Here is a 24896-nt window from a genome sequence, read left to right as displayed (position 1 = left end):
TCCCTTGATCGTCGCAGGTCAGGGGTGCTGCGGTACGTTGACCGGCCTTGGCGCGCGTCGACGGAGGTGCGTGGGTGAGCGGTCGACCCAGGTCCCGCGTGGTGGGCCTGCTGGTGCCCTTCGGCCCGGACGCCGACCACGCGGGCAAGCTGCCGTTCGTGGAGACCGTGGCCGCCGCGGTCCGCGAGCACGACCACGACCTCCTCCTCGTCACCGCCGACGACGGCGTGGCCGGCGTCCATCGCCTCTGCGACCGGGGGCTCGTCGACGCGCTCCTGCTCATGGAGGTCGAGTCCCACGACCGCCGGGCGCTCGCCGCCCGCGAGCGGGGCGTGCCCGTGGTCCTCATCGGAGTCCCGGAAGACCCCGGCCAGACCCACTGCGTCGACGTCGACTTCGTCGCCGCCGGGGCGCTCGCCGTGGCCGAGCTCGCCGCCTGCGGCTGCCGCTCGGCCGCGCTGTTCGGGCACCCCCACGACATCGTCGAGCGGGGCCTGGGCTACGTCGCGCGCTTCGAGGGCGGCGCGGTGGCCGAGGCCGCGCGCCGCGAGCTGCCGCTGCAGGTGCTGCCCCCGGTGGACCTGGACCGCGCCGCGGTCGACGCCGCCCTCGACGTGGTGCTGTCCGAGGAGGAGGAGGACGGCGTGCTGCCCGGGCTCGTCCTGCCGCACCCCGAGTCGCTGCCCGGCGTGCTGGCGGCCCTCGCCGACCGCGGGCTGGTGCCGGGCGTCCACCTCGCGGTGGTGGCGCTGTGCACCGACCAGGTGGCTGCGGCGCTGTCGCCGCCGCTCACCAGCGTCTCGCAGGAGCCGCTGGAGGTGTCCCGGCGCGCCGTGGAGGCCGTCTTCGGCCTCCTCGAGGGGGACGACGACGACCAGCGCCCGCGCGTCGAGCTGGTGCGGCCCCGGCTCACGCGCCGGGCGAGCACGCCCGCGACCCGCTCGCCCTGAGCGTCAGCGAGCGCGGCGCCTCTTGCGCTCCTGCGCCGACAGACCGAGCACCCCTGCCAGCAGGGCACCGCCGACGAGCAGCGGGGCGAGGATCCCGGCGACGTCCTGGACGGACGTCTCGGCCGACTGCGCGTCCACCGCGCCGAGGGTGGTCGTGCCGTCGGCCACCGCCTGCACCCCCTCCGGCAGCGCCGGCGCTGCCTGCGCGAGCTGACCGCTGCCGCCGAGCTGCCCGACGGTCACCGAGTCGGACAGCGGGACCACCGTCTGCGAGGACTGGCTCGCACTGGGGAGCAGCGTGGCCAGCGACGGCGACGCCGCCGCGCGAGGGGTGGTCGCTGCGCGGGGAGCGGTCACCGCGCGCGGGGTCGTCGCGGTCCGGGTGGGCACCGTGGGCGGCGTCGTGGACACCGGGAGCGGCGCAGCGCTGCTCGGCGGAGCCGTGGTGGGCGGTGCCGTCGTCGGGGGTGCCGTGGTGGGCGGGGCGGTGGCCGGCGGGGCGGTGGTGGGGGGTGCCGTGGTGGGGGGTGCCGTGGTCGGAGGGGCGGTGACCGGCGGGGCGGTGGTCGGAGGCGTGGTGCTGGGCGGTGCCGTCGTGCCCGTGCCCGTGCCCGTGCCCGTTCCGGTCTCGGCGCCCTCTCCGGTGCTGGTGCCGCCGGCTCCGGCGCCCGTTCCAGCACTGGTGGACGACGACCCGGCCGCGTCCGCCGTCGCGCCCGCGGAGCCGGTGGCGTCGGCCGTGGCGGCGACGGCCGTGCCGGGTGCGAGCAGCACGGCGCCTGCGACGAGCGCCCCGACCCCCAGTGAGAGCACGCGCCCCACCGACGAGCGGGCGTCCGGTCCGGTCAGCTGCAGGCCCTCCACGGCCAGTCCCCTCTCCTCGCGCTGAGCAGGCCGAACGGACCGCGCAGCACCCCCATCGTGCGCCGCAGCGACGCGGCGGGGAAGTCCGGTCGGCGCGCCGTGACGGCGCTGTGACCCTCGACGCCGCACCCGAGGACCCGCTGGTGACAGCAGGTCTACGCAGTGTGATCGGGAGTGCGGTCAGCGCCGCGCACGTCGGCCGCGGCCCCGGGCCACCGCGGCACGGACCCGCTGGCGGCGCGCGGTCTCCAGCGCCGTCCCGGCGAGGGCGAGCGCGGCCCCGACGGTGGTGAGCAGGAGCACGGTGTCCGCGGACCCCGTGGTGCCCGGGGTGGTCCGCCGGGCAGAGGCCTCGGTGGACAGGAGGGCAGCTCCCGCGTCCGCAGGTGCCGACAGCGCGCCGAGGGACGTCCCGACCTGGCCGCCGCCCGAGGTCCGGCCGCTGCCGTCGACCACGGCGGACAGCAGCTGCACGGTGTCGACGGGACCGGTGGCGCGGTGCCGGGCCGCCCCCTGCTGCAGCTCGGTGCCCTCGCGGAGCGCGTCGACGAGCGCCGAGGTGTTGACGTGACGACCCGAGGCCGCAGGCGTGCCCGTGGCGGACCCGGAGGTGGACCCCGTGGCGGACCCAGCGGCCGTCGGCGACGAGGACGGCGGCCCGAGCACTGCGGCACCACCGGGAGCCGTCGAGCTCGCAGCGCTGCCGCCTCCCCACGCGCCGTCCAGGGTGGTGGTCCACCGCGGCTGCGACCACGCCGACGGCGCGGAGGTGCCCTGCGGCGTCGGGGTCGCCTCCCCGCTGCTCGACGGTGCGGATGAGGGCGCCGAGGACCGGGGACTGAAGACGGCACCGGTGCCCGGCGTCTGCTGGGGCGTGCTCGAGCCCGACGGGACCGGGCTGCTGGACGGCGCCGGGCTGCTGGGGGAGCCGCTCGTCGACGGTGAGGGCGACGACGAGCCGCCCGTCGGCGAGGCCGAGGTGGTGCTGGTGGGCGACGTCGTCCCGGCGGAGGGAGACGGGCTCGGGGTGGTGCTGGGGCCTGCGGCGCCCTGGCTGGTGGTCCCGCTGGCCGTCGGGGTCGGTGCCGGTGCTGATGAGGGCGACGACGGCTCCTCGGACGGCGAGCTGGACGGGCTGCTGCCGCTGGTGCTCGGGGCTCCAGCGCTGCTCGAGGGCCCGAGGCTGCTGGACGCGTCGTCCGGAGGAGAGGCGCTGGCGGCGCTGCCGCTCGGCGCGTCGGCGCTGCTCGGGCGCTCAGAGGCGGTCGTCGTCGTCGAGCTCGAGGACTCGGCGGTGGCGCTCGGGGAGGCCACCGCTGACGGCGTCTCGTCGGCGTGGGCCACGGCCGGCACCGCGAGCAGGCCGAGCCCGGACAGGCCGATGACCCCGAGGGCGCGCGCTCCGCGCGCCGCGGCGCTCACCGGTGGTCTCCAGGGAAGGGGCGCACGCGCGGGCTCCAAGCGGGGTCCGTCGGCGCTGACCCGCACCGGGGGGCACCACAGGGGGGTGGGGCGGGGTCAGAATGCCCGATCTCTCCCGGATCGTGAAGTCCGGGGGCCGACCCCGCAGGACGTCAGGCCCGGTTCCGGCGCTTGCGCATGACGCCCTCCGCACCGCCGAGCGCGGCCACCAGGCCGAGGCCGATGCCCATCGGCAGCAGCCAGCTCTGGCTCCCGCCCTGCTCCTCACCGCCGGTGGGGACGGCGCCCAGCGCCGTCGGCCCGCTGGCCGCGGCCACCGGGCCGAGACGGGTGCCGATCCCGCCGTCCGCGGCGCCGTCGCCGGTGCCGGCGCCGGTCACCGGAGCTCCCTGCACGTAGGTGCCGCTGCCCGCGGAGAGCGCGTCCGTGCCGCTGTCCGCAGCGGCCGTGAGCAGCCCGGCCACGGGCGCCACCGGTCCCTGCGCGCGGTGCTGGGCGGGAGCGGTCCGCGCGGACCGCGAGGGGCTGTCCGGCTCTGCGCTGGCCGCGCGGCGCCCGCTGGCCCGCTGCTCGACGACGGGCGCGGCCGCGGAGACCTGCTGGACGACGACGGCGGGTGCCGCCACCACCGCGGGCGCCTGCTGCGCCGCCGGGGCCGCTTCGGCGACCGCGGCGACCACTGCCTCAGCGAGGGCCGGGGGATCGGCCGGCGCGGACGACTGCTCCACAGGCTGCCAGGACGCGGGCTGCTCGCCAGCGCCCTGGTGGTCCTCCTGCTCGCCAGCGCCCTGGTGGTCCTCCTGCTCACCCGAGTCCTGGTGGTCCTGCTGATCAGGAACGGGGTCCTGGTCGGCCTGGACCGGCTCCTGGTCCGGGTGCCACACCTCGGCGGGGGCCGCCGGGGTCTCGGCCTGCCCACCGCCGTGGCCGTCGCCCTGGTCGCCGTGGTCGCCGTGGTCGCCCGCCGACTGGTCCTGGTCGCAGCGCTGCTCGCTGGGCTGCTCGCTGGGCTGCTCGTCGGCGTCCGCGGTGTGCTCGTCGTGCTGCTCGTGCGCCGCGTCGTCGTCGGCGCGGTGAGCCCCCCGCGACCCGGCCGGCCCCCTGTCGGCCGACGGCTCGGACCCGGCCGACGGCGACGCCGACGCCGTCGATGTCGTCGCTCCGTCGGCGGTCGCGCCGTCCGTCGGCTGGGTGGCGTCGGGGGAGGCGTGCGCGGCGCTCGCCTCGGGAGCGTCGGTCGAGGCCATCGCCGTGACCGGTGCCGCCACCACGCTCGCGCCCACGAGGCCCAGCACACCCGCTGCGCGCAGCGCGCCCTTGCGAGCGACCGGTGCGGCGTCGACCGGAACGGCGGAGCCCTCGGGGTGGCGCGGCATGAACGGGTCCTCTCGACGTCCGCGCGTCCCCCCTGGGCGCGCCGGCGCCATGCTGCCGGTCCAGCGGCGCCGAGCGCAGGCGAACCGACCGACTGTGCCACGGAGCGCCCCGAAAGGGGACGCGACACGCCGGCGCGGGGAGGTGGGCCCGGTCAGCCCTCGCGCCGTCGTCGCGCCAGGCGCCGGCGCAGCCCGGAGGAGCCGGTGAGCGCCACCAGCAGCGCACCGCCCACGAGCAGGGGCATGCCGTAGGTGCTGACGTCCTCGAGCCAGCTCACCGGCTGGGCGGCGACCTCCGTCACGGGTGCGCCCGCAGCCGTGCCCGTCGCGGCGGGCACGGGCGCGGCGCCCAGCAGGAGCGACTCGTCGGGCCGGGGCGCTGTCAGCGCGGGATCGGTCGCCACCAGGAGGGTCGCGGTCGGCACCGGGACGGGCGCCTGCTCACAGGCCGGGGTCTGGGCGAGGGAGGTCACGGCCACCGCCACGGAGACCCCGCGCCCGGCGGTGGAGGAGCGGCGGTCGCCGCTGAGGGGCACCGACACCGGCCGGCGGACCACCACGGGCGTCGTCACGACCACCGGACCGCGCGGGGTGCTGGCCACCGTCGGCACCGGGGAGGGCGGCGCGCTGGCCGAGGCGCTGGGAGGGGCTGGCGTCCCGCACGTCGGCGTCGCGGTCGCGGTCGGAGTGCTGGTCGGAGTGCTGGTCGGGGTGGTCGTCGGTGAGGTGGTCGCAGTGGTCTCGGACGGGCTCGGCACGGCCGGTGCGCTCGTCGTCGTCGCCGTCGCCGAGGGGGACGACGACGGCGGCGGGCACGCGGGGACGCCCGTCGGGCTGGAGGTGGGGGTGGCCGTCGGGGGCGTGGCTCCGCCGGTGGGCGTGCTCGTCGGCGCCGAGCCCGTCCCGTCCGAGGGCGTGGGCGTGCCCGGGGTGCCCGGGGTCGCCGTGCCCCCGGACGGGGACGGCGCGGGAGTGCTCGGCCCCCCGGTGCTGCCGGCCCCCGTCGGGTCGGTGGCGGGAGCGGTGGTCGAGGTGGAGGAGGCCGAGCCGGCCGAGGAGGCGTCGGACGTCGGCGCAGCGGCGGAGGACGCGTCCGTCGTCGCCGTCGTCGTCGTCTCGCCGGCCACCGCCGCCTGCGCAGGCGCGGCCAGGAGCAGCAGACCGGCTGCCAGCGCGGCGGCCGGGAGCGCGCGCCGGGCGGCGGCCTGCGGCGAGGCGGGGCTCGTCATCGGCGGTGCTCCACGGCTCGCAGGTCGCCGCAGCCGGTGGCGGGCCGGCGGCAGGGGCACCGGCAGACCCGGTGCCCGGCCAGCGTGCCGCCCCGGGGGCCTCCCGCGTGGGACGTTCGGGCAGATCGGCGTGTCGGGGCCTCACTACGCTCGTGCCATGACCCACGTCCTGTCCGCCGTCGCCTGGCCGTACGCCAACGGCCCGCGCCACATCGGCCACGTCGCCGGTTTCGGCGTGCCCTCCGACGTCTACAGCCGCTACATGCGGATGGCGGGTCACGACGTGCTCATGGTCTCCGGCACCGACGAGCACGGGACGCCGATCCTCGTGCAGGCCGAGGCGGAGGGCGTCACGCCGCAGGAGCTGGTGGACAAGAACAACCGGATCATCGTCGAGGACCTCGTGGCCCTCGGCCTGTCCTACGACCTGTTCACCCGCACCACCACGCGCAACCACTACGCCGTGGCGCAGGAGCTGTTCGCCACCGTGCACCGCAACGGGTACATGGTCGAGCAGACGACCATGGGCGCGATCTCGCCGTCGACGGGCCGCACCCTGCCCGACCGCTACATCGAGGGCACCTGCCCCATCTGCTCCTACGGCTCCGCCCGCGGCGACCAGTGCGACAACTGCGGCAACCAGCTCGACCCGGTCGACCTCATCGACCCGCGCTCGCGGATCAACGGCGAGACGCCGCAGTTCGTGGAGAGCCAGCACTTCTTCCTCGACCTGCCAGCGCTCGCGGAGGCGCTGGGGGAGTGGCTGCACGGGCGCGACGAGGCCGGCGCGTGGCGTCCCAACGTGCTGAAGTTCTCCCTCAACCTCCTCGACGACGTGCGCCCGCGCGCCATGACCCGCGACATCGACTGGGGCATCCCGGTGCCGCTCGACGGCTGGCGCGACCAGCCGAACAAGCGGCTCTACGTCTGGTTCGACGCCGTCATCGGCTACCTCTCGGCGTCCGTCGAGTGGGCGCGCCGCTCCGGGGACCCGGAGGCGTGGCGCTCGTGGTGGTCCACTCCGGAGGCGCGGTCGGCGTACTTCATGGGGAAGGACAACATCACCTTCCACTCCCAGATCTGGCCGGCGGAGCTGCTCGGGTACGACGGCCGCGGCGCGCGCGGCGGCGAGCCCGGGGAGTACGGGGCCCTGGAGCTGCCCACCGAGGTGGTCTCCTCGGAGTTCCTCACCATGGAGGGCGGCAAGTTCTCCTCCTCGCGCGGCGTGGTCATCTACGTGCGCGACTTCCTCGCCCGCTACCAGCCCGACGCGCTGCGCTACTACATCGCGGTGGCCGGCCCGGAGAACCAGGACTCCGACTTCACGTGGGAGGCGTTCCTGCGGCGCACCAACGACGAGCTGGTCTCCACGTGGGGCAACCTCGTCAACCGGACCGCGTCGATGATCGCCAGGAACGTGGGCTCGATCCCGTCCGCCGGGACCCTGACCGACGACGACGAGGCGCTGCTCGCGACGGTGCGCGGCGGCTTCGCCAGCGTGGGCTCGCTCATCGAGGGGCACCGGCAGAAGGCGGCCATCACCGAGGCGATGCGCCTGGCGGGTGAGGCCAACCGCTACCTGGCCGCGCAGGCGCCGTGGCAGCTCAAGAAGACCGACCCGGCGCGCATGGAGACCGTGCTGCACGTGGCGGCGCAGGCCGTGGTCGACCTCAACACGCTGCTCTCGCCTTTCCTGCCGCACTCCTCCTCCCTGGTGCACCGCGCGCTCGGCGGGTCGGGGGAGTTCCAGCCGATGCCGGTCATCGCCGAGGTCGACGACCTCGACGGCGGTCCCGGCTACCCGGTCATCACCGGCGACTACTCGGGGGTGCCCGCGTGGGAGCCCCGCGACGTGGTGCCCGGCACCCCGGTGGCGGCTCCGTCACCGATCTTCACCAAGCTCGACGAGTCGATCGTCGCCGAGGAGCTGGACCGCCTCGGCGGCGACGCCTGACCCTTCCTGTCCGCCCGGGTGTCCGCACGCGGCGCCCCTTCGATGCAGTTGACGCCCCATGGAAGGTCTTGAAGGGGCGTCAGCTGCACTGACGGTCCTGTCGCGTGCCCTCGCCCTGGTCGTCGGAGAGGGAGTTGTCCACAGCCGGGGCGTCTGCCCCAGCGGCGGGAGTGCCGCCTCGGCCACGGTTCCCCGGTGCCCCACATCAGGACGCCGCTGCCGGTCCAGCTGAGGAACCGGCCCTTCACCGTGACCGAGGCCCGACGCCTCGGGGTCACCGAGAAGCGTCTGCGCTCATCCGACCTGCGCACTCCTTTCCGCGGGGTCAAGGTCAGCGCCGCCCTCGACTGGACGGTGGCCTTGCGAGCCCGGTGCGCGCTGCTGGCCGCGCCCGGCGGTTGCGCCGTGGTCGGGGACGATGCGGTCGAGCTGCACCGCCTGCCCACGCCCTTCGGGGCGCGGCCGGCCATGGACTCCGGGGTCAGCCTCCTGGTCCCGCGGGCCACCACGGCGCCGCGGATGAACGGCCTGGTCGTGCACCCGCACCGCTTGCACCCCGAGACCCCGCTGTGGCGGGTGGGAGGGGTGCGGGTCCCCGGCATCGAGGACCTGTGGGCGGTGCGGTGCGCCGCCCTGGACGACGAGAGCGGGATCGCCCTCGGCGACGCGGTGCTGCGGCGGCTGCAGGGCGACCAGACTCCGATGGCCGCAGCTGTGGAGCGACTGCCGGTGGAGCAGCGGGCCCGAGCGACCCGGCTGTTCAGCTTCGTCAGGCACGAGGTGTGCTCACCGGTCGAGACGCGGCTGCGGTTGCTCGTGCTCCGCGCCGGCGTGCCGGCTGCCAGCCACTTCGCGACGCCGATCCCCCGTGAGGGCAGGGCCGAGGTCTGGCCGGACCTGCAGTGGGAGTCGGTGCGCGTCGCCGTCGAGGTCGACGGACCCCACCACGCTGCTGACGCCCAGCACGAGAGCGACATCCGCAGGAACCGGACCACGAAGCACCACGGCTGGACCCAGGTGGTCGTCTCCTCGCGCGAGGTGATGAGGCAGCCCCACGACGTGGTGCGCTGGATCAGCGACGAGCTCCGCACGGCAGGGCTCCGCTGGTGACCCGGTGCTGGTGGGGCAGGGTGGGCGGCGTGCTGGACAGGCCTGACGTGACGGAGCCGCCCGAGCTGCCGGAGGGCTACCCGCCGGTGCCGGAACCGCTGCCGCTCGCCGGTGGCGCCGGTGCGGTGGACGACCACACCCACCTCGACCACCTCGACGACGACGACGTCGACCGGCTCCTGGCCGCGGCGGCTGCCGCCGGGGTGCCCCGCGCGGTGCAGATCGGGTGCGACGAGGCGGCCCGGGCCTGGACGGACCGCGCCGTGCGCCGCTGGCCCCAGCTGCTCGGCGGCGTGGCGGTCCACCCCAACGAGGCGCCCGAGCTGGCCCGCGCCGGCCGTCTCGACGCCGCGCTCGCGGAGGTCGAGCGCCTCGTCACCACCAACGACCGGATCCGCGTGGTGGGGGAGACCGGCCTGGACTCCTTCCGCACCGACTGGGACGACGACGACGCCCGCCGCGCGCAGCTGGACAGCTTCGCGGCGCACATCGCCATCGCCAAGCGCACGGGCGCGACCCTGCAGATCCACGACCGCGACGCGCACGCCGAGGTGCTCGACGTCCTCCGGGCCGAGGGCGCCCCGGAGCGGGTGGTGTTCCACTGCTTCTCCGGCGACGCCGCCATGGCGCGGCTGTGCGCCGAGAACGGGTGGTACCTGAGCATCGCCGGGACGGTCACGTTCAAGAGCAACCACGTCCTCCGGGAGGCGGTCAGGGCGGTGCCGCCCGTCATCCTCCAGGTGGAGACGGATGCCCCCTACCTCACCCCGGTGCCGCACCGCGGGCGCCCGAACGGGAGCCACCTCGTGCCTCTCACCGTTCGGGTGATCGCGTCAGAGCTGCGACACGACGAAGAAGAACTCGTGAGAATCCTGAGCCGGAGCAGCGAGAACCTCTACGGTCAGTGGTGATGTCCACACCGACCGTCACCCTTCCCCCCGGGTGCGCCACTGAAGAGGCGTGGGAAGGTCAAGAAACCTTCAAGGTTCCGCGTCAGCGACGTCGCGGTCTGGACGAATCGGTCACGTCCACCTACGGTCGTACCCCGACAGCCGGGATCGGAAACATCCCGGACGACGACTCCCTCAGCGAGTTCGCCCCGCTTCCCAGCCACCACGGGCGCCGCCGGGCCGAGCCGCCGGCGCGCGCTCCTCGCCGCCCGGCTGCCGCACGTGAGCGCCGTCCGGTTCCTGTGCCCGGGGACACCGAAGCTAGGGACCTCGTGCGCCTCATCCCCTCCGGCCGTGTGACCCGCATCGCGGGCCAGGCCGTCGTCGTCACCGCTCTCGTCGCCGGGACCGCCGCCTGGGCGGCCAACGACACCACCGTCAACCTCGACGTGGACGGGCAGACCCAGCAGGTCCGCATGTTCGGCACCACCGTGGACGCCGCGCTCGACGCCGCGCACGTGGAGCTGGGCAGCCGCGACGCGGTCTCCCTCCCCGAGGACGCCACGGTCGACGACGGCGACACGATCGTGGTGCGGCACGCCCGCCCGATCACCCTGACGGTGGACGGCAAGACTGAGACCCGCTGGACCACGGCCCTGACCGTGGGCGACGCCCTGTCCGACCTGCAGGTCCGCGCCGACGGCGCCGCGATCTCCGCCTCCCGCTCCCAGCCCCTCGGGCGCGCGGGCATGGCCCTGACGGTGAGCACCCCCAAGACCGTGCAGGTCACCGTGGACGGCACGACCACGCCCGTCACCTCCACCGGCGCCACCTACGGCGACCTGCTCAAGGCCGCCGGGGTCACCCTGGGCGCCGACGACGAGACCTCCGTCCCGCTGACCGACCCGGTGGTCGACGGCGGGGCCGTGCAGGTGTTCCGGGTCGTCAAGCAGACGGTGACCGAGGACTCCGACATCCCCTTCGACACCCAGAGCACCGAGTCCGGTGACCTCTACAAGGGCGACACGAAGGTCACCACCAAGGGCGTCAAGGGCACGCAGCAGACCACCTTCGAGGTGGTCACCAAGGACGGGCAGCAGGTCTCCCGGACCCAGGTCGGCGCCCCGAAGGTCGTCACGGCACCGGTGACCCAGGTGCAGGTGACGGGCACCAAGGACAAGCCCGCCCCCGCGGCGGCCCCGGCGGTCGGCGGCGGCTCGGTGTGGGACTCCATCGCGCAGTGCGAGTCCGGCGGCAACTGGTCCATCAACACCGGCAACGGGTTCTACGGCGGGCTGCAGTTCTCCCAGGGCACGTGGCGCGCCTTCGGTGGCGCCGGCTCGGCGAGCTCGGCCACCCGCGAGCAGCAGATCGCCGTGGCCCAGCGGGTCCAGGCGGCCCAGGGCTGGGGCGCGTGGCCGTCCTGCACCCGCAAGCTCGGGCTGCGCTGACGCCTCGCGCGTCGTCCCGCTGCCCGGCGATCGTCTAGCCTCGACCTCCTGAACCCGCTTCCAGCTGACGACGGCCTGCTGGGTCCCGCCGACGTGCGGGCCCTGGCGGGCCGTCTCGGCGTGCGCCCGACCAAGCAGCTCGGGCAGAACTTCGTGCACGACGCCGGCACCGTGCGCCGCATCGCCGCCAAGGCGGGGGTGCGGCCGGGCGACGTCGTGCTGGAGGTCGGTCCCGGGCTGGGGTCGCTGACGCTGGCGCTGCTCGCTGCCGGTGCCCGCGTCGTCGTCGTCGAGATCGACGAGCGGCTGGCCGCCGAGCTGCCCGCGACCGTGGCCGCCCGCCGGCCCGACCTCGCCGCCGACCCCGACGGCGGCCTGGGCGCGCACCTGCAGGTGGTGCGCGCCGACGCCCTCGAGGTCCACGACCTCCCGGCGCTGGCCGGCGAGGCGGGTGCCGCCGCCGGCGCGCCCACCAAGCTCGTGGCCAACCTGCCGTACAACGTCGCCGTGCCCGTGATCCTCACGCTGCTGGCGCGGATGCCGCAGCTGGAGCAGGTGCTGGTGATGGTGCAGACCGAGGTGGCCGAGCGGCTGGCCGCCGCGCCCGGCTCGAAGGCCTACGGCGTGCCCAGCGTCAAGGCGGCCTGGTACGCCGAGGCGTCGATGGCCGGGTCCGTGGGCCGGCAGGTGTTCTGGCCGGTGCCCAACGTCGACAGCGCCCTGGTGCGGCTCGTGCGCCGCGACCCGCCGAGCACGACCGCCTCCCGCGAGGAGGTCTTCGCCGCCGTCGACGCCGCCTTCGGGCAGCGCCGCAAGACGCTGCGCGCAGCGCTGGCCGGCTGGGCGGGCTCACCCGCGCGCGCCGAGGAGGTGCTGCGCGCCGCCGGCGTCGACCCGACCCTGCGCGGGGAGCGGCTCGACGTGAGGGCCTTCGCGGGCGTCGCCGAAGCGCTCGCAGGGGCGGTGGACGGCCCCGCAAGCCCCGAAGAAGGGACATAGCGGGCGTCCGGAGTTGCGCCGGACCTGGTCGAGACCGGCCGACGTCTGGGAAGGTGGACCCGGGTTCGTCGAAGGTGCGCCCTGAGGCGGCCGTGGCACCGCCCTTCGGGGTGGGGCCACCACGGGTGGGGGGAGATGCATGTCGGTCGAGGTGCGCGCGGTTCCGGGTGAGTCGCTGTCCTTCCCGGGGCGCATCACGCGGGTGGCGCCGCCGCGCACGCACTGGGCGCCGGTATACCGCCGGCGCGTCGTGGTCGCCGACGTCGTCGCCGTCGTCGGCTCCACCCTCTTCGCCTACGCGCTCCGCTTCGGCAACGCGCACGCCCACCCGGTGCAGGCGCTCCTCCTCCTCGGCCTGGTGCCCGTCGCCTGGCTGGCGGCCCTGTTCGTGTTCCGCGCGTACGAGCGGCGGTTCATGGGCCTGGGCAACGAGGAGTACGACCGCGTGCTCCAGGCCAGCGTCTTCACCCTCGCGCTGGTCGGCACCACGTCGTGGGCGTTCCAGCTGGAGATCGCCCGCGGCTACGTGATCATCGCGCTCCCGCTCGGCATGTTCACGATCCTGCTGCTGCGCTACGCCATGCGGAAGTGGCTGCACGGCCAGCGGGACCGCGGCCTCCACATGCAGTCGCTCCTGGTGGTCGGGCACCGCCAGGGCGTCCTGGCGATGGTCCGCCAGATCAGCCGCGCCAGCTACCACGGCATGCGCGTGGTCGGCGTGTGCCTGCCGCCCGCCGCCGACGGCCGGCTCGGCGTCGAGGAGCGCGCCCTGGCCGCACTCGGCGTGCCCGTGCTCGGGGGCCTCGACGAGGCGGCCGACGTCAGCGTCAGCGCCGGCGTGGATGCCGTGGCAGTGCTCCCGACCCCCGAGGTGGACGGCGCGTTCCTGCGGCGGCTGGGGTGGGCGCTGGAGGAGACGCACGCGGACCTGTTCGTGGCGCCGGCGGTGACCGAGGTGGTGGGGCCGCGGGTGGCGATCCGGCCGGTGTGCGGGCTGCCGCTGCTGCACCTGGAGCGCCCCGAGCTCACGGGTTTCCGCCGCCTGGTGAAGGGCACCTTCGACCGGGTCGCCTCCGGCGTGGGGGTGCTCGTGCTGGCGCCCGTGCTCGTGGGGATCGCCCTCGCCATCAAGGCGGACAGCCGCGGGCCCGTCTTCTTCCGCCAGGAGCGGGTGGGGCTGGAGGGCCGCACCTTCGGGATGCTGAAGTTCCGGTCCATGGTGGTGGACGCCGAGGCGCGCCTGCGCGACCTCGCCGCGTCCAGCGAGGGCAACGCGGTGCTGTTCAAGATGAAGGACGACCCGCGCGTGACCCGGGTGGGTCGGGTGCTGCGCCGGTTGTCGCTGGACGAGCTGCCGCAGCTGTTCAACGTGCTGCTGGGTCACATGTCGCTGGTGGGCCCGCGTCCGCCGCTGGCCCGGGAGGTGGCCGTCTACGGCGATGACGCCCGGCGCAAGCTGCTCGTGAAGCCCGGCCTGACCGGGCTGTGGCAGATCAACGGCCGCTCCGACCTGGACTGGGACGAGTCGGTGCGCCTGGACCTGCGGTACGTGGAGAACTGGTCGTTCGGGTTCGACTTCATGATCCTGTGGAAGACCCTCGGGGCCGTCGTCCGCAGCCGCGGCGCCTACTGAGCCCCGCGGCGACCACGGCCGCGTGCGGCGTCCCGTAGGGTGCGCCGGGTGACGGCACCGGGGGAGCGGGTGGTCGTCAGGGCGCCCGCGAAGATCAACCTGGCACTGCGCGTCGGCGCCCTCGACGACGACGGGTACCACGACGTGGTCAGCGTGTACCAGGCCGTCTCGGTCTTCGAGGAGGTCAGCGCCTCGCTCCCGCGCGACGGCGTGACGGGGGTGACGGTGTCGGTCCGGGGCACCGGCGCGGCCTCCACCCCCCTGGACGGGACCAACCTCGCCGTCCGCGCGGCGCACCTGCTCGCCGAGCGGGCGGGTGTCCCCGCTGACGTCGCCCTCTCCATCCGCAAGAGCGCCCCCGTCGCGGGGGGCATGGCCGGGGGCTCCGCCGACGCGGCCGCCGCGCTGCTGGCCTGCGACCTGCTGTGGGGCACCGGTGCCGGTCGCGACGAGCTGGAGCGCATGGGTGCGGAGCTCGGCGCCGACGTCCCGTTCGCCCTCATGGGCGGTACCGCGCTGGGCGTGGGGAGGGGCGACCAGCTGACGCCCGTGCTGGCGCGCGGGGAGTTCCACTGGGTGCTCGCCATCGCCGACGAGGGCCTGTCCACGCCGGCGGTGTACCGCGAGCGCGACCGACTGCTGGCCGCCGCCGGCGAGGACGCCCCGGTGCTCGAGCCCGAGCTGCCGGCGGACCTGGCCCAGGCCCTGCGCAGCGGTGAGCCCGCGGCGCTGGGCGCCGCGCTGGTCAACGACCTGCAGGACGCCGCCTGCTCACTGCGCCCGGCGCTGCGCCGCCTGCTCGACCTCGGGCGCGACCACGACGCGCTGGGTGCCATGGTCTCCGGGTCGGGCCCGACCGTGGCGATGCTCGTCCCCGACCGGACGGCGGCCCTGGAGCTGGCGGTGGCGCTGACGGCCTCCGGCCTGGCCTCGGACGTGCGCCGGGTGACCGGACCCGTGCACGGCGCCCGCCAGGTCGACGCGGTGGCGCCTTCGCCGTTCCACCCCTCCACCGGGTCCACACCGACCATCCGCTGAGCGGGGCGCTCCCCGCGATCGGGGAGGATGGGGGTGTGGCCCACCTCCTGAACCTCGAGGGCGCGACCGTCGTCCACGGTGCGCGCACCGTGCTGGACGGCGTCTCCCTCGGGCTCGACGACGGCGCCCGCGTGGGCGTGGTCGGCCGCAACGGAGACGGCAAGTCCACGCTGCTGCGCGTGCTCGCGGGCACGCAGGCCCTCGACGGCGGCCGCGCCACCCGCAGCCGCGGCACCACCCTGGGCGTCCTCTCGCAGTCCGACGACCTCGACCCCTCCCACACCGTGCGCCGGGCCGTGGTCGGAGACGTCCCCGACCACGTGTGGGCCTCCGACTCGCGCATCCGCTCGGTGCTCGACGGCCTCCTCGGCGACATGCTCGAGGGCCCGGCCGCCGCGCCCGGTGGCGCCGAGGCCCTGGTGGGCCAGCTCTCCGGCGGTCAGCGGCGCCGCGTCGCGCTCGCGCGGCTCATGGCCGGCGACGACGACGTGCTGCTCCTCGACGAGCCCACCAACCACCTCGACGTCGAGGGCGTCGCGTGGCTCGCGGAGCACCTGCGCACCCGCTGGCAGCCCACGCAGGGCGCCCTCGTGGTCGTCACCCACGACCGGTGGTTCCTCGACGCCGTGGTGGAGCGGACGTGGGAGGTGCACGACGGCGTGGTCGACTCCTACGACGGCGGGTACGCCGCCTACGTGCTGGCCCGCGCCGAGCGCGCCCGCATCGCCTCGGTGACGGCCGAGCGCCGCGACAACCTGCTCCGCAAGGAGCTCGCGTGGCTGCGCCGCGGCGCCCCCGCGCGGACGAGCAAGCCGCGCTTCCGCATCGAGGCGGCCAACGCCCTCATCGCCGCCGAGCCGCCGCCGCGCGACTCCTTCGCGCTGGCGCGCACCGCGACGGCCCGGCTGGGCAAGGACGTCGTCGACGTCGAGGGCGCCTCCCTGGCCGTGGGGGAGGGCGACGAGCGGCGGGTGCTCCTCGACGACGTCACCTGGCGCCTCGGGCCGGGGGACCGGATCGGCGTGGTCGGCGTGAACGGCTCGGGCAAGACCACCCTGCTGAAGCTGCTGCTGCAGCAGGTCCAGCCCGACGCCGGGCGCGTGAAGCTGGGCAAGACCGTGGTGACGGGCGTCCTCAGCCAGGACCTGCGCGAGCTCGACGCCGTCGCCGACCAGCGCGTGCTGGAGACCGTGGAGCGCGAGGCCACCAGCGTCCTCGACGTCGCCACCGGCAAGGAGCTCACCGCGTCCTCGGTGGTGGAGCGGCTCGGCTTCCCCGCGGCCCGCGCCTGGACGCACGTGCGGGACCTGTCCGGCGGCGAGCGCCGCCGGCTCCAGCTGGCGCGGCTGCTGGTGCGCGGGCCCAACCTGCTGCTGCTCGACGAGCCCACCAACGACCTCGACACGGACACCCTCGCCGCCGTCGAGGACGTGCTCGACGGCTTCGCGGGGACGCTCGTGGTGGTCAGCCACGACCGGTACCTGCTGGAGCGGACCACCGACCGCCAGGTGGCGCTGCTCGGCGACGGCGCGATCCGCGACCTGCCGGGCGGGGTGGAGGAGTACCTGCGCCTGCGCCACGCCGGCGCTGCGTCCGCCGGGGCGGCCGCCGCCTCCGTGGCCTCCGGTGCGTCGTCGTCCCCCTCCTCCCGCGACGACCGTGGAAGCGCCGCGCAGCCGTCCGGGGCCTCGGCCGCCGAGGCCCGCGCCGCGCGCAAGGAGGTGGCGCGCCTGGAGCGGCAGCTGGCCAAGCTGTCGGAGCGGGAGGCGAAGCTGCACGACGCGCTCGCCGCCAGCGCCGCCGACTACGGAGCCGCGGCCAAGCTCGACGCGGAGCTGCGCGAGCTGCTGTCGGAGAAGGAGGCGCTGGAGGAGGAGTGGCTGGAGGCCGCCGAGGCCGCCGGCTGAGTCAGAGGTCGAGGCCGCTGGGTCGGAACTTCTGCTCGAGGAAGCGCGACTGCTCCTGCTGGCGCGCGACGTCGGCGCGCAGCACGGACTCCTGCAGCTGCTCGCACCCGGTGAGCAGCAGGTCCAGCTGGGTGCGCAGCTCCTCCAGCGGCGTGCGCCCCGCGGAGTTCCGGCTGGTGCGCACCCGCTCGGCGGGCAGCGCCAGGTAGGCGTCCACGCTGTCGGGCAGGTGCTCGGTGGCGATCTTCTCGACGTCCTGGCGCACCAGCGGGTCCGCACCCGGCTCGGCGACCTTGGCCAGCAGCGGGAACAGCACGTCCGCCAGCTCGCCGACCAGCACCGCGTCGCGCCGCTCGAAGCGCTCGGAGCCCTCCACGCGGCGCAGCGTGCGCGTCAGCGCCCGCTCGGCGGGCGTGGCGGACAGCGACGGCGACACCGGGGCGGGAGCAGCCGATGCCAGCGCCGCCGGCACGTCCGCGGACGTGACCGTCGCCGGACCGCTCGCGCCGGTCGGGAGGCCTCCGCGCGCCGTGATGTGCGCCTGGATCTGGCGCCGCCGCTCGCGCCGCAGCGTCTTGCGGTGCTTCTCGTAGGCGCCGTTCGCGGCGATCCACGCGAACATCACCACCAGCGCGATAGCGGTCTGGTTCCAGGCGAACAGGGCGATCCAGACACCCAGCCACGTGAAGCGCACGACGTTGACGACCACCTCCGGCACGAACCTCCCGCCCGGCGTGGTCAGCCCGATCGGCGTCAGCGTCCGCTCGTCGATGCCGTAGCGCTCGATCTCCTGCGCCTCGGCCTCAGCGGCCTTGTCGTCGTCCTTGTCCGCCCTGCTCACCGCACCACCCCACCACGCGTCACAGGTCCAGGTCCGAGCGCCGCACCTTCTCGCCGAGGAAGGCCGCCTGCACGCGCAGCTCGCGCGCGTCGTGCTCGTGCACCCGTGCGGTCACCTCGCCGAGCAGCTCCACCATCGACCGCAGCTGCGCGAGGAGGGACTCCGCGGGCGCCGGGCCGCTGGCCACGGTGTCCGGCACGTAGCCGTGCGGCAGCGCCAGGTACTGCCCGAGGGCCGCCGGCAGGTGCTCTCCGACCACGGCCTCCACCTCGTACAGGTCCAGGGCGGGCACCGGACGGCCGAGACCGGCTCCCCGGTCCAGCAGCGGCGCCGCGGCGGAGCGCAGCTCCCGCACCAGCGGCAGCGCCTCGGCCGGCAGGGCCGTCCCGGCGCGCGCGGCCACGGCCACGAGCTCCTCCAGCCGCGCGCGGTGCAGCTCGGCCAGCTCGGCCGGGTCCTCGCCAGCTGCGCGACCCGTCCCCGCCAGCAGCTCGGCCGACGACGACGGCCCGGTCAGCGCCGGCAGCCACGGGGCCGAGGGGTGGGGCGACAGCGCGGCGCTGGTGCGCAGCCACCGGGGGTTGGCGGCCAGCCCGTGCACGACGCCCGCCCCCCATCCGCCACCGGCCACGAGCACCCCGAGCACGGTGGTCCACCACTCCCCGGCGGTCAGCGCGGTGACCGCACCGGCGGAGACGCCCAGGTGCAGCGCCGCGGCGCCCGCCCACTGCGGGCGGCGCGCCTTCCAGCCGATGTACCCGAAGCCGACCCACGGCAGCCCGGCGACCGGCAGCAGCAGCCACGCCGACTTCCGCGCCCGCCACCCCTGGCGGCGGGCCGCCGTGCCGACCTGCCGGCCGACGTCCTGCCCGACCCGGCGCGCCACCTCCCGGGAGCGCTCGCGCAGCTCCTCGAGCTCGGGGCGGGACCCGCCGGGGGGCGTGGTCACCGGCCGTCGTCGATCTGGGCGGCCGCGTCCCGCTGCTCCGCCTCGCGGGTGCGCGCGACGTACGAGCGGGACCTCTTCATCTGGCCCTCGAGCGCGTCGACGGTGGTGGCCAGGTTCTCCACGGCCTTCAGCTTGAAGGTGTCGATGGCGTCCATGGTCGCGAACACCTCGTCGAAGGCGCGCTGCAGCACCTCGACGTCGACCGTCGCGCTGGCGGCCTGCTCGTGCACCTGCGCCGTCTGCTGGCGCAGCAGCCGCGACGTCGACTCGATGGTGGCGCTCGTGGTGGTGTTGAGGGCGCTGACCTGGTCGAGCACCAGCTGCTGCTGGGACAGGGCCTGGGCGACGACGACGGCGGTCCGCAGCGCGGAGACGGTGGTGGTCTGCGCCCTGTCGACGCCCTTGATGAGCTCGACGTTGTTGCGGCGCACGAGGTCGAGCGCGAGGTAGCCCTGGGCGCTGACGGTCAGCTGCGTCAACAGGTCCTGGTGGCGCTGCCGGATGGGGAAGAGGGCGTCGGCGGTGAGCGCGTCGGCGGCCTTGGGGTCGGTGACCCGCAGCTCGCCGACCTTCTCCTGGGTGGCGGTGTCCAGGGCGCGGGCCAGCACCACGTACTCGGTGAGCTTGCCCATGGTGGCCCAGAGCTCGGCCTTCTCCTGCTCGATGGCGGCGTTGTCGCGGCGCAGCGCGTCCTGGCCGGAGGCCAGGGCGCGGATGATCGCGTCCAGCTGGCTCTGCGCGTCCTGGTAGCGGTCGAAGTACCGCTGCACCTTCTGGCCACCGGGCAGCAGGCCGAACAGCCGGCGCGGCCCCTTGAGGTCGGCGCGTCCCGGGTCGAGCTCGGTGACGGTGCGGCGCAGCTCGGCGAGGGTGTCGGCCACCTGGGCCTGCGCGTCGGCGGCCGGACCGCCGCCGGGGCGTCCCCGCGCCGCACCGGCGGCACCCGCGGGGCTGGAGGAGGGGCGCTGCAGCATCCGGTTGGACACCTGGGACGAGGCGCGGACCTCCCGGTCGCCCATCTTCACGACGTCGTCCAGCTTGCGCTGGAACTCCGGGCTGCGCGGGTCCTTGCCGGCCAGGTCGGCCACGAAGGCGCGGGCCCGCTCGGCCAGCGCCGCGCGGGTGGCCGGGTCGAGCGGGACCATGCCCTCGGCCTCGTCCTCCGGGATGGCGGGGACCGGCGCCGCGGGCGTGAGGTCCAGTCCGCGCGGCGCGCCGGTGGCCGGCGTGGGCGCGCCCGGGGCGGCGCCCAGGTCCAGCGAGCTGTCCGACGGGTCAGGCATCCGGAGCGACTCCTCCTGCGGCGGTGTGCGTTCCCCGCCCATTGTGGACGCTGCTGGCCGCAGGCACCGACCTGGCCGGGCGCGGGAGAGCGACCCGACCGGGCGCCGACCAGAGGGGTGGAGGTCGCCCGCGGGCGCCCCGCGCGCCGCTACGGTCAGGACTCGTGAAGGGGATCATCCTGGCGGGGGGCTCGGGGACGCGCCTGCACCCGCTGACGCTCGGCACGTCCAAGCAGCTGGTGCCGGTGTACGACAAGCCGATGGTCTACTACCCGCTGTCCACGCTGATCGCGGCGGGCATCCGGGACGTGCTGGTGATCACCACCCCGCACGACGCCGCGGCCTTCCGGCGGCTGCTGGGTGACGGCTCCCAGTTCGGGGTGGCCATCAGCTACCAGGTGCAGGCCGAGCCCAACGGCCTGGCGCAGGCCTTCGTGCTGGGCGCGGACTTCATCGGCGGTGACACGGTGGCGCTGGTGCTGGGAGACAACATCTTCTACGGCCCCGGGCTGGGCACCCAGCTGAGCCGCTTCGTGGACATCGACGGGGCCTCAATCTTCGGGTACTGGGTGGCCGACCCCACGGCGTACGGCGTCATCGAGTTCGACACCGCCGGGAGGGCGGTGTCCCTGGAGGAGAAGCCGGCCGCGCCGCGGTCGAACTTCGCGGTGCCGGGGCTGTACTTCTACGACAACGACGTCGTGGCCATCGCGAAGGACCTGCGGCCGTCGGCGCGGGGGGAGTACGAGATCACCGACGTGAACCGCACCTACCTGGAGCAGGGGCGGCTGTGGGTGGAGGTCCTGCCGCGCGGGACGGCGTGGCTGGACACCGGCACGGTGGACTCCCTCATGGACGCCGGGGTGTACATCCGCACCATCGAGCAGCGGCAGGGGCTGAAGATCGGTGCGCCGGAGGAGGTGGCCTGGCACCAGGGGTTCCTCACGGACGAGGAGCTGCGCGAGCGAGCGGCGCCTCTGGTGAAGTCCGGCTACGGGGCCTACCTGCTGGAGCTGCTGGAGCGCCGCCACACCGCTGGTGGAGCCGGCGGGGCTGCGTCGAACGAGGGGGTTGCGCTGTGAAGCTGCTGGTGACCGGGGGCGCGGGGTTCATCGGCGCCAACTTCGTGCACGCCACGGTGCGGGAGCGGCCGGACGTCGACGTCGTCGTCCTGGACAAGCTCACCTACGCCGGTGACCGCGCCACCCTCGAGGCGGTCGCTGACCGCATCACCTTCGTGGAGGGCGACTGCGCGGACACCGCGCTGGTCTCGCAGCTGGTGGGGGACCTCGCTGCGGGTGGTGAGGACGCGGCGGTGGTGCACTTCGCGGCGGAGTCGCACAACGACAACTCCCTGTCCGACCCCTGGCCGTTCGTGCAGACCAACCTGCTGGGCACGTACGCGCTGCTGGAGGCGGTGCGGGCGCACGGGGTGCGCTACCACCACGTCTCGACCGACGAGGTCTACGGCGACCTGCCGCTGGCGGACCCGGCTGACGACCCCGCCCGGGAGAGGTTCACCGCTGACACCCCGTACAACCCGTCCTCGCCGTACTCGGCCACCAAGGCGGGGTCGGACCTGCTGGTGCGGGCGTGGGCGCGCTCGTTCGGGATCCGCGCCACGATCTCCAACTGCTCGAACAACTACGGGCCGTGGCAGCACGTGGAGAAGTTCATCCCGCGCCAGATCACCAACATCCTCGACGGGGTGCGCCCGAAGGTCTACGGCGCGGGCACCAACGTGCGGGACTGGATCCACGTGGACGACCACAACCGCGCGGTGTGGGCGGTGCTGGGCCGCGGCCGGGTGGGGCAGACCTACCTCATCGGCGCGGACGGGGAGGCGAACAACCTGCGGGTGGTGCGGGCGCTGCTGGAGATCGCGGGGCAGGACGCCGACGCCTACGACCTGGTGAGCGACCGTCCCGGGCACGACCTGCGCTACGCCATCGACGCCTCGCTGCTGCGGGAGGAGCTGGGGTGGCGCCCGCTGCACTCGGACCTGGAGTCGGGGCTGAAGGCCACCTTCGACTGGTACCGCGACAACGAGGCGTGGTGGCGGCCCCGCAAGGCCGCCACCGAGGCCAAGTACGCCCAGCTGGGCCGCTGAGCAGCCGCTGAGCAGCGCAGGAGCCCCCGGCCGACCGGCCGGGGGCTCCTGCGCTGCTCGGACTACCTGACGGTGTCGCCGAGGGCCGCGCCCGGGTGGGCGCCCACCCAGGACGCCACGTCGTCGTCCTTGAGCGCCTGCCACAGCTGGGCCCCGGCGGCGGTGTCCAGGTAGACCACCGACTGCGACCCCTCCGTGCCCGTGGCGGGGTCGGCCAGGGGCGCCTGCAGGAAGGTGACGTCGGCGGCCCGCAGGTCGCGGTGCGCCAGCGCCAGGGACAGCAGCTGCGGCTCGCCGAGGCCGTCGTCGGTGCGCACCGACGACGCCAGCTCGCGCACCACCGCGGTGAGCTTCACCGGGTCGCCCAGCAGGTCGCGGTCGGTGGCGCCGGCGATGACCGAGCGCATCCAGTTCTGCTGGCGCCGCTCGCGGTCGAAGTCGCCGCCGGGCAGCGTCTTGCGCTGGCGCACGTAGGTGAGGGCCTGCTGCCCGTCCATCACCTGGCAGCCGGCCTGGACGGTGCCGAGGTGGTCGGAGACGGCCTGCGGCACGCAGATCCGCACGCCGCCGAGGGCGTCGGTGACGCGGGCGAAGCCGGAGAAGTCGATGGCCACGACGTGGTCGATGCGCACGCCGGTGAGCTGCTCGACCGTGCGGACGGCGAGCGGTGCGCCGCCGTAGGAGAAGGCGGCGTTGACCTTGGTGGTGCCGTAGCCGGGCACCGGCACCCACGAGTCGCGGGGGATCGAGACCATCGCGGCGCTGCGACCGTCGGCGGACAGGTGGAGCACGGCGAGCACGTCGCTGCGCTGGCCGCCGCGGGTCCAGTCGGCCTCCTGGTCGGCCGGGGCGCCCGCCGCGGCGGAGGCGTCCTCGCCGTCGCCGTTCGCGCGGCTGTCGGAGCCGATGAGGAGGATGTTCTGCGCCCGCCCGGCCGCGGTGGCCACCGCGGGGCGCTCGGCGGCGGGGATCGAGGAGAAGGGGTCGCCGAGGTGGCCGACCGCGGGCACCGAGCTCCACAGCGCGGCGGCGGCCGCCGCCAGCGCCACCACGACCACGGCGGCCAGCGCGAGCACCAGTCCGCCCCGGCGCCGGCGGCGCGGGCCGGCCGGTGCGGCCGGCCGCGGCGCGAGCAGCTGGCCCACCCCGTCGCGCTCGTCCTCGACCGTGCTCACGCGCGCCCCCTGCAGGCCTGTGGGGCGTCGGTCGACACCCCGTCCGGCCAGGGACGCTAGGGCGGTGGGGGACCGCCTCCACAGGCCGTGACCAGGGGCTCACCCGCTGGCGCGACGCGGCCTGCGCCGACCGACCGACCCCTCCCGGGATGCGGTGACGACACCGTCACGCTGCGTCGCGACGGGGCGGGCGGTCTGCTCAGCCGCCGAGGACGACGACGGCGGCCGCGTCCCAGCGCTCCGCCCAGTCGCCGATGGGCTCCACGCCCGCCGCGACCAGCGCCTCGTGGCCCAGCACCGACCACGCCGGGCGCGGCGCCGGGCGCGCGAACGCCTCGCTCGTCGTCGGGCTCGCCGCGCGGGGGTCCAGCCCCGCCGAGGCCAGCACCGCCCTCGTGAAGCCGAACCAGCTGGTCCGCCCGCTGGAGGTCGCGTGGTAGGTCCCCGCCGGTGCGCCCACCGCGAGCAGGTCCGCCACGACCCGCGCGACGTCCGCGGTCCACGTCGGCTGGCCCACCTGGTCGTCCACCACGCTCACCGCGCCGCGCTCCCGCGCGGCCCGGGCGATGGTCGTGGGGAAGCAGCCCTTGCCCGCCCCGTACAGCCAGGCGGTGCGCACCACGAGGGTGTCGGGCTGCGCCTGGCGCGCCGCGCGCTCCCCGGCGGCCTTGGTGCGCCCGTAGACCGAGCGCGGGGCGACGGGTGCATCCTCGGCGTACGGCAGCGGCCGCCCGTCGTCGTCGAGGTCGGCCTCGCCGGAGAACACGTAGTCGGTGGAGACGTGCACCAGCCGGGCGCCGGCCTGCGCGCAGGCCGCCCCCAGCAGCCCGGGAGCGGTGGTGTTGAGGAGCTCGGCCGCCTCGACGTCGGTCTCGGCGGCGTCGACCGCGGTGTGCGCCGTGCAGTTCACCACCGCGTCGTGGCCCGGCACCGCGGCGGCCAGGGAGGCCGGGTCGGTGACGTCCACGTCGGTGCGGGTCGCCGCCGTCACCCGGTGGCCGCGGGCGCGCAGCAGCGCCACGACGTCCTGGCCGAGCATGCCGGCGGCGCCGGTGACGAGGACCCTCACGCCTGCACCGCCGCGTGCGCGCGGGTGGCCTCCCAGGTGGGCAGCAGGCCCGCCTCGCGCGCCTGGGCCAGGGTCGGCGCGGCCTGGTCCTTGGCGGACAGCTCGTAGGTCAGCGACTGCCCGTCGCGCCCGCGGGTCGGCCACTCGATGCCCAGGGCCGGGTCCAGCGGGTGGATCCCGTGCTCGGCGGTGGGGTTGTAGCCGGTGGAGCACAGGTAGGTGACGGTGGAGCCGTCGGCCAGGGAGCAGAAGGCGTGGCCGAGGCCCTCGGCGAGGTAGACGGCGCGCCGGTCGACGTCGTCCAGCAGCACCGAGGTCCACTGCCCGAAGGTGGGGGAGCCGACCCGGATGTCGACGACGACGTCGAGCACGGCGCCGACGGTGCACGTGACGTACTTGGCCTGGCCGGGGGGCACGTCGGCGAAGTGCACGCCGCGCAGCGCCCCGGCCGCCGAGACCGAGCAGTTGACCTGCGCGACGGTGAGCGGGTGGCCGATGACCTCGGCGAGGGCGTCGTTCTTGAAGGCCTCGAGGAAGGTGCCGCGGTCGTCCCCGAACTGCTTGGGGGTGATGGACCACGCGCCGGCGACGGGAAGGGGCTCGATCAGCACGTCCGTGACGGTAGCGGCGCGGCGCCCGCGCGGGT

Annotated in this window: 23 protein-coding genes; 13 read left to right on the top strand and 10 right to left on the bottom strand. The window is 75.5% G+C overall.

The genetic code is table 11. The features are described 5' to 3' along the window. The first annotated feature begins 74 nt into the window (after positions 1-74). Positions 75-950, top strand: coding sequence for a substrate-binding domain-containing protein (locus tag H7K62_RS08320; protein WP_186717441.1), 876 nt, complete (start codon positions 75-77; stop codon positions 948-950). Between the two features lie 3 nt (positions 951-953). On the opposite strand, the gene H7K62_RS08315 is transcribed toward H7K62_RS08320, so the two are convergent. Then, complete coding sequence (locus tag H7K62_RS08315) at positions 954-1307, bottom strand: hypothetical protein (RefSeq protein ID WP_186717440.1); 354 nt, start codon at positions 1305-1307, stop codon at positions 954-956. 46 nt (positions 1308-1353) lie between these two features. Between H7K62_RS08315 and H7K62_RS08310 the strand changes: the two genes are divergently transcribed. After that, positions 1354-1839, top strand: coding sequence for a hypothetical protein (locus H7K62_RS08310; protein ID WP_186717439.1), 486 nt, complete (start codon positions 1354-1356; stop codon positions 1837-1839). Positions 1840-1994: 155 nt separating this feature from the next. Here the strand turns inward: H7K62_RS08310 and H7K62_RS08305 are convergent, their stop codons facing one another. Further along, positions 1995-2480: a hypothetical protein gene (locus tag H7K62_RS08305; protein WP_186717438.1), complete on the bottom strand. Its 486-nt coding sequence runs from the start codon at positions 2478-2480 to the stop codon at positions 1995-1997. Here H7K62_RS08305 and H7K62_RS08300 point away from each other — a divergent pair. Then, entirely contained in the window at positions 2434-3417 is a 984-nt protein-coding gene (locus H7K62_RS08300; RefSeq protein ID WP_186717437.1) for a hypothetical protein, read from the top strand. The genes H7K62_RS08305 and H7K62_RS08300 overlap by 47 nt on opposite strands. Here H7K62_RS08300 and H7K62_RS08295 read toward each other — a convergent pair. Continuing rightward, positions 3389-4612 carry a hypothetical protein gene (locus tag H7K62_RS08295; protein ID WP_186717436.1) on the bottom strand — a complete coding sequence of 408 codons (1224 nt, stop codon included), beginning with the start codon at positions 4610-4612 and terminating at the stop codon, positions 3389-3391. The two genes, H7K62_RS08300 and H7K62_RS08295, sit on opposite strands and share 29 nt — an antisense overlap. 152 nt (positions 4613-4764) lie before the next feature. After that, positions 4765-5214 (bottom strand): hypothetical protein, encoded by a 450-nt coding sequence (locus tag H7K62_RS08290; protein ID WP_186717435.1) that lies wholly within the window; start codon positions 5212-5214, stop codon positions 4765-4767. Positions 5215-5998: 784 nt separating this feature from the next. Between H7K62_RS08290 and metG the strand changes: the two genes are divergently transcribed. The 8 genes from metG (at position 5999) to H7K62_RS08250 (ending at position 16823) form a co-directional block, all read left to right on the top strand. Further along, complete coding sequence (metG, locus tag H7K62_RS08285; protein WP_186717557.1) at positions 5999-7795, top strand: methionine--tRNA ligase; 1797 nt, start codon at positions 5999-6001, stop codon at positions 7793-7795. A 195-nt stretch (positions 7796-7990) separates the two neighbouring features. After that, complete coding sequence (locus H7K62_RS23680) at positions 7991-8905, top strand: endonuclease domain-containing protein (protein ID WP_186717434.1); 915 nt, start codon at positions 7991-7993, stop codon at positions 8903-8905. Between the two features lie 29 nt (positions 8906-8934). Beyond that, complete coding sequence (locus tag H7K62_RS08275; protein WP_370591669.1) at positions 8935-9816, top strand: TatD family hydrolase; 882 nt, start codon at positions 8935-8937, stop codon at positions 9814-9816. 335 nt (positions 9817-10151) lie between these two features. After that, positions 10152-11246, top strand: a complete 1095-nt coding sequence (locus H7K62_RS22240) for a transglycosylase family protein (protein WP_186717433.1) — start codon at positions 10152-10154, stop codon at positions 11244-11246. Between the two features lie 48 nt (positions 11247-11294). Further along, on the top strand, positions 11295-12245 hold the full coding sequence (rsmA, locus tag H7K62_RS08265; RefSeq protein WP_186717555.1) for a 16S rRNA (adenine(1518)-N(6)/adenine(1519)-N(6))-dimethyltransferase RsmA: 951 nt from the start codon (positions 11295-11297) through the stop codon (positions 12243-12245). Between the two features lie 139 nt (positions 12246-12384). Continuing rightward, positions 12385-13878 carry a sugar transferase gene (locus H7K62_RS08260; protein WP_186717432.1) on the top strand — a complete coding sequence of 498 codons (1494 nt, stop codon included), beginning with the start codon at positions 12385-12387 and terminating at the stop codon, positions 13876-13878. A 48-nt stretch (positions 13879-13926) separates the two neighbouring features. Next, a complete protein-coding gene (locus H7K62_RS08255; protein WP_370591668.1) occupies positions 13927-14916 on the top strand; it encodes a 4-(cytidine 5'-diphospho)-2-C-methyl-D-erythritol kinase in 990 nt (329 codons plus the stop codon). Positions 14917-14951: 35 nt separating this feature from the next. Further along, positions 14952-16823: an ABC-F family ATP-binding cassette domain-containing protein gene (locus H7K62_RS08250; protein WP_186717431.1), complete on the top strand. Its 1872-nt coding sequence runs from the start codon at positions 14952-14954 to the stop codon at positions 16821-16823. A 1-nt stretch (position 16824) separates the two neighbouring features. Here the strand turns inward: H7K62_RS08250 and H7K62_RS08245 are convergent, their stop codons facing one another. From H7K62_RS08245 to H7K62_RS08235, 3 genes are read right to left on the bottom strand one after another with little or no spacing between them, the layout of a single operon-like run. Continuing rightward, on the bottom strand, positions 16825-17664 hold the full coding sequence (locus H7K62_RS08245; RefSeq protein WP_186717430.1) for a hypothetical protein: 840 nt from the start codon (positions 17662-17664) through the stop codon (positions 16825-16827). Positions 17665-17683: 19 nt separating this feature from the next. Further along, a complete protein-coding gene (locus H7K62_RS08240; protein WP_186717429.1) occupies positions 17684-18613 on the bottom strand; it encodes a hypothetical protein in 930 nt (309 codons plus the stop codon). Then, complete coding sequence (locus H7K62_RS08235) at positions 18610-19896, bottom strand: toxic anion resistance protein (protein ID WP_186717428.1); 1287 nt, start codon at positions 19894-19896, stop codon at positions 18610-18612. Before H7K62_RS08235 ends, H7K62_RS08240 begins: the two co-directional genes overlap by 4 nt. A 164-nt stretch (positions 19897-20060) precedes the next feature. Between H7K62_RS08235 and rfbA the strand changes: the two genes are divergently transcribed. Together rfbA and rfbB are read left to right on the top strand one after the other, a co-directional pair. After that, positions 20061-20978, top strand: coding sequence for a glucose-1-phosphate thymidylyltransferase RfbA (gene rfbA, locus H7K62_RS08230; protein ID WP_186717427.1), 918 nt, complete (start codon positions 20061-20063; stop codon positions 20976-20978). Beyond that, on the top strand, positions 20975-22006 hold the full coding sequence (gene rfbB / locus H7K62_RS08225) for a dTDP-glucose 4,6-dehydratase (RefSeq protein WP_186717426.1): 1032 nt from the start codon (positions 20975-20977) through the stop codon (positions 22004-22006). The genes rfbA and rfbB overlap by 4 nt, the downstream gene beginning before the upstream one ends. A 62-nt stretch (positions 22007-22068) precedes the next feature. On the opposite strand, the gene H7K62_RS08220 is transcribed toward rfbB, so the two are convergent. From H7K62_RS08220 to H7K62_RS08210, 3 genes are all read right to left on the bottom strand, one after another. After that, the gene (locus H7K62_RS08220) at positions 22069-23181 is read right to left on the bottom strand and encodes an LCP family protein (protein ID WP_186717425.1); all 1113 of its coding nucleotides are present in this window, start codon (positions 23179-23181) and stop codon (positions 22069-22071) included. 199 nt (positions 23182-23380) lie between these two features. After that, complete coding sequence (rfbD, locus tag H7K62_RS08215) at positions 23381-24250, bottom strand: dTDP-4-dehydrorhamnose reductase (RefSeq protein ID WP_186717424.1); 870 nt, start codon at positions 24248-24250, stop codon at positions 23381-23383. Continuing rightward, positions 24247-24861 (bottom strand): dTDP-4-dehydrorhamnose 3,5-epimerase family protein, encoded by a 615-nt coding sequence (locus tag H7K62_RS08210; RefSeq protein ID WP_186717423.1) that lies wholly within the window; start codon positions 24859-24861, stop codon positions 24247-24249. Before H7K62_RS08210 ends, rfbD begins: the two co-directional genes overlap by 4 nt. Positions 24862-24896 lie beyond the last annotated feature (35 nt).

The sequence above is a fragment of the Quadrisphaera sp. RL12-1S genome (genome assembly GCF_014270065.1).
GTDB lineage: Bacteria > Actinomycetota > Actinomycetes > Actinomycetales > Quadrisphaeraceae > Quadrisphaera.
Note: the sequence above shows the minus strand (reverse complement) of the source record. Positions and strands in the feature narration are given on the sequence as shown.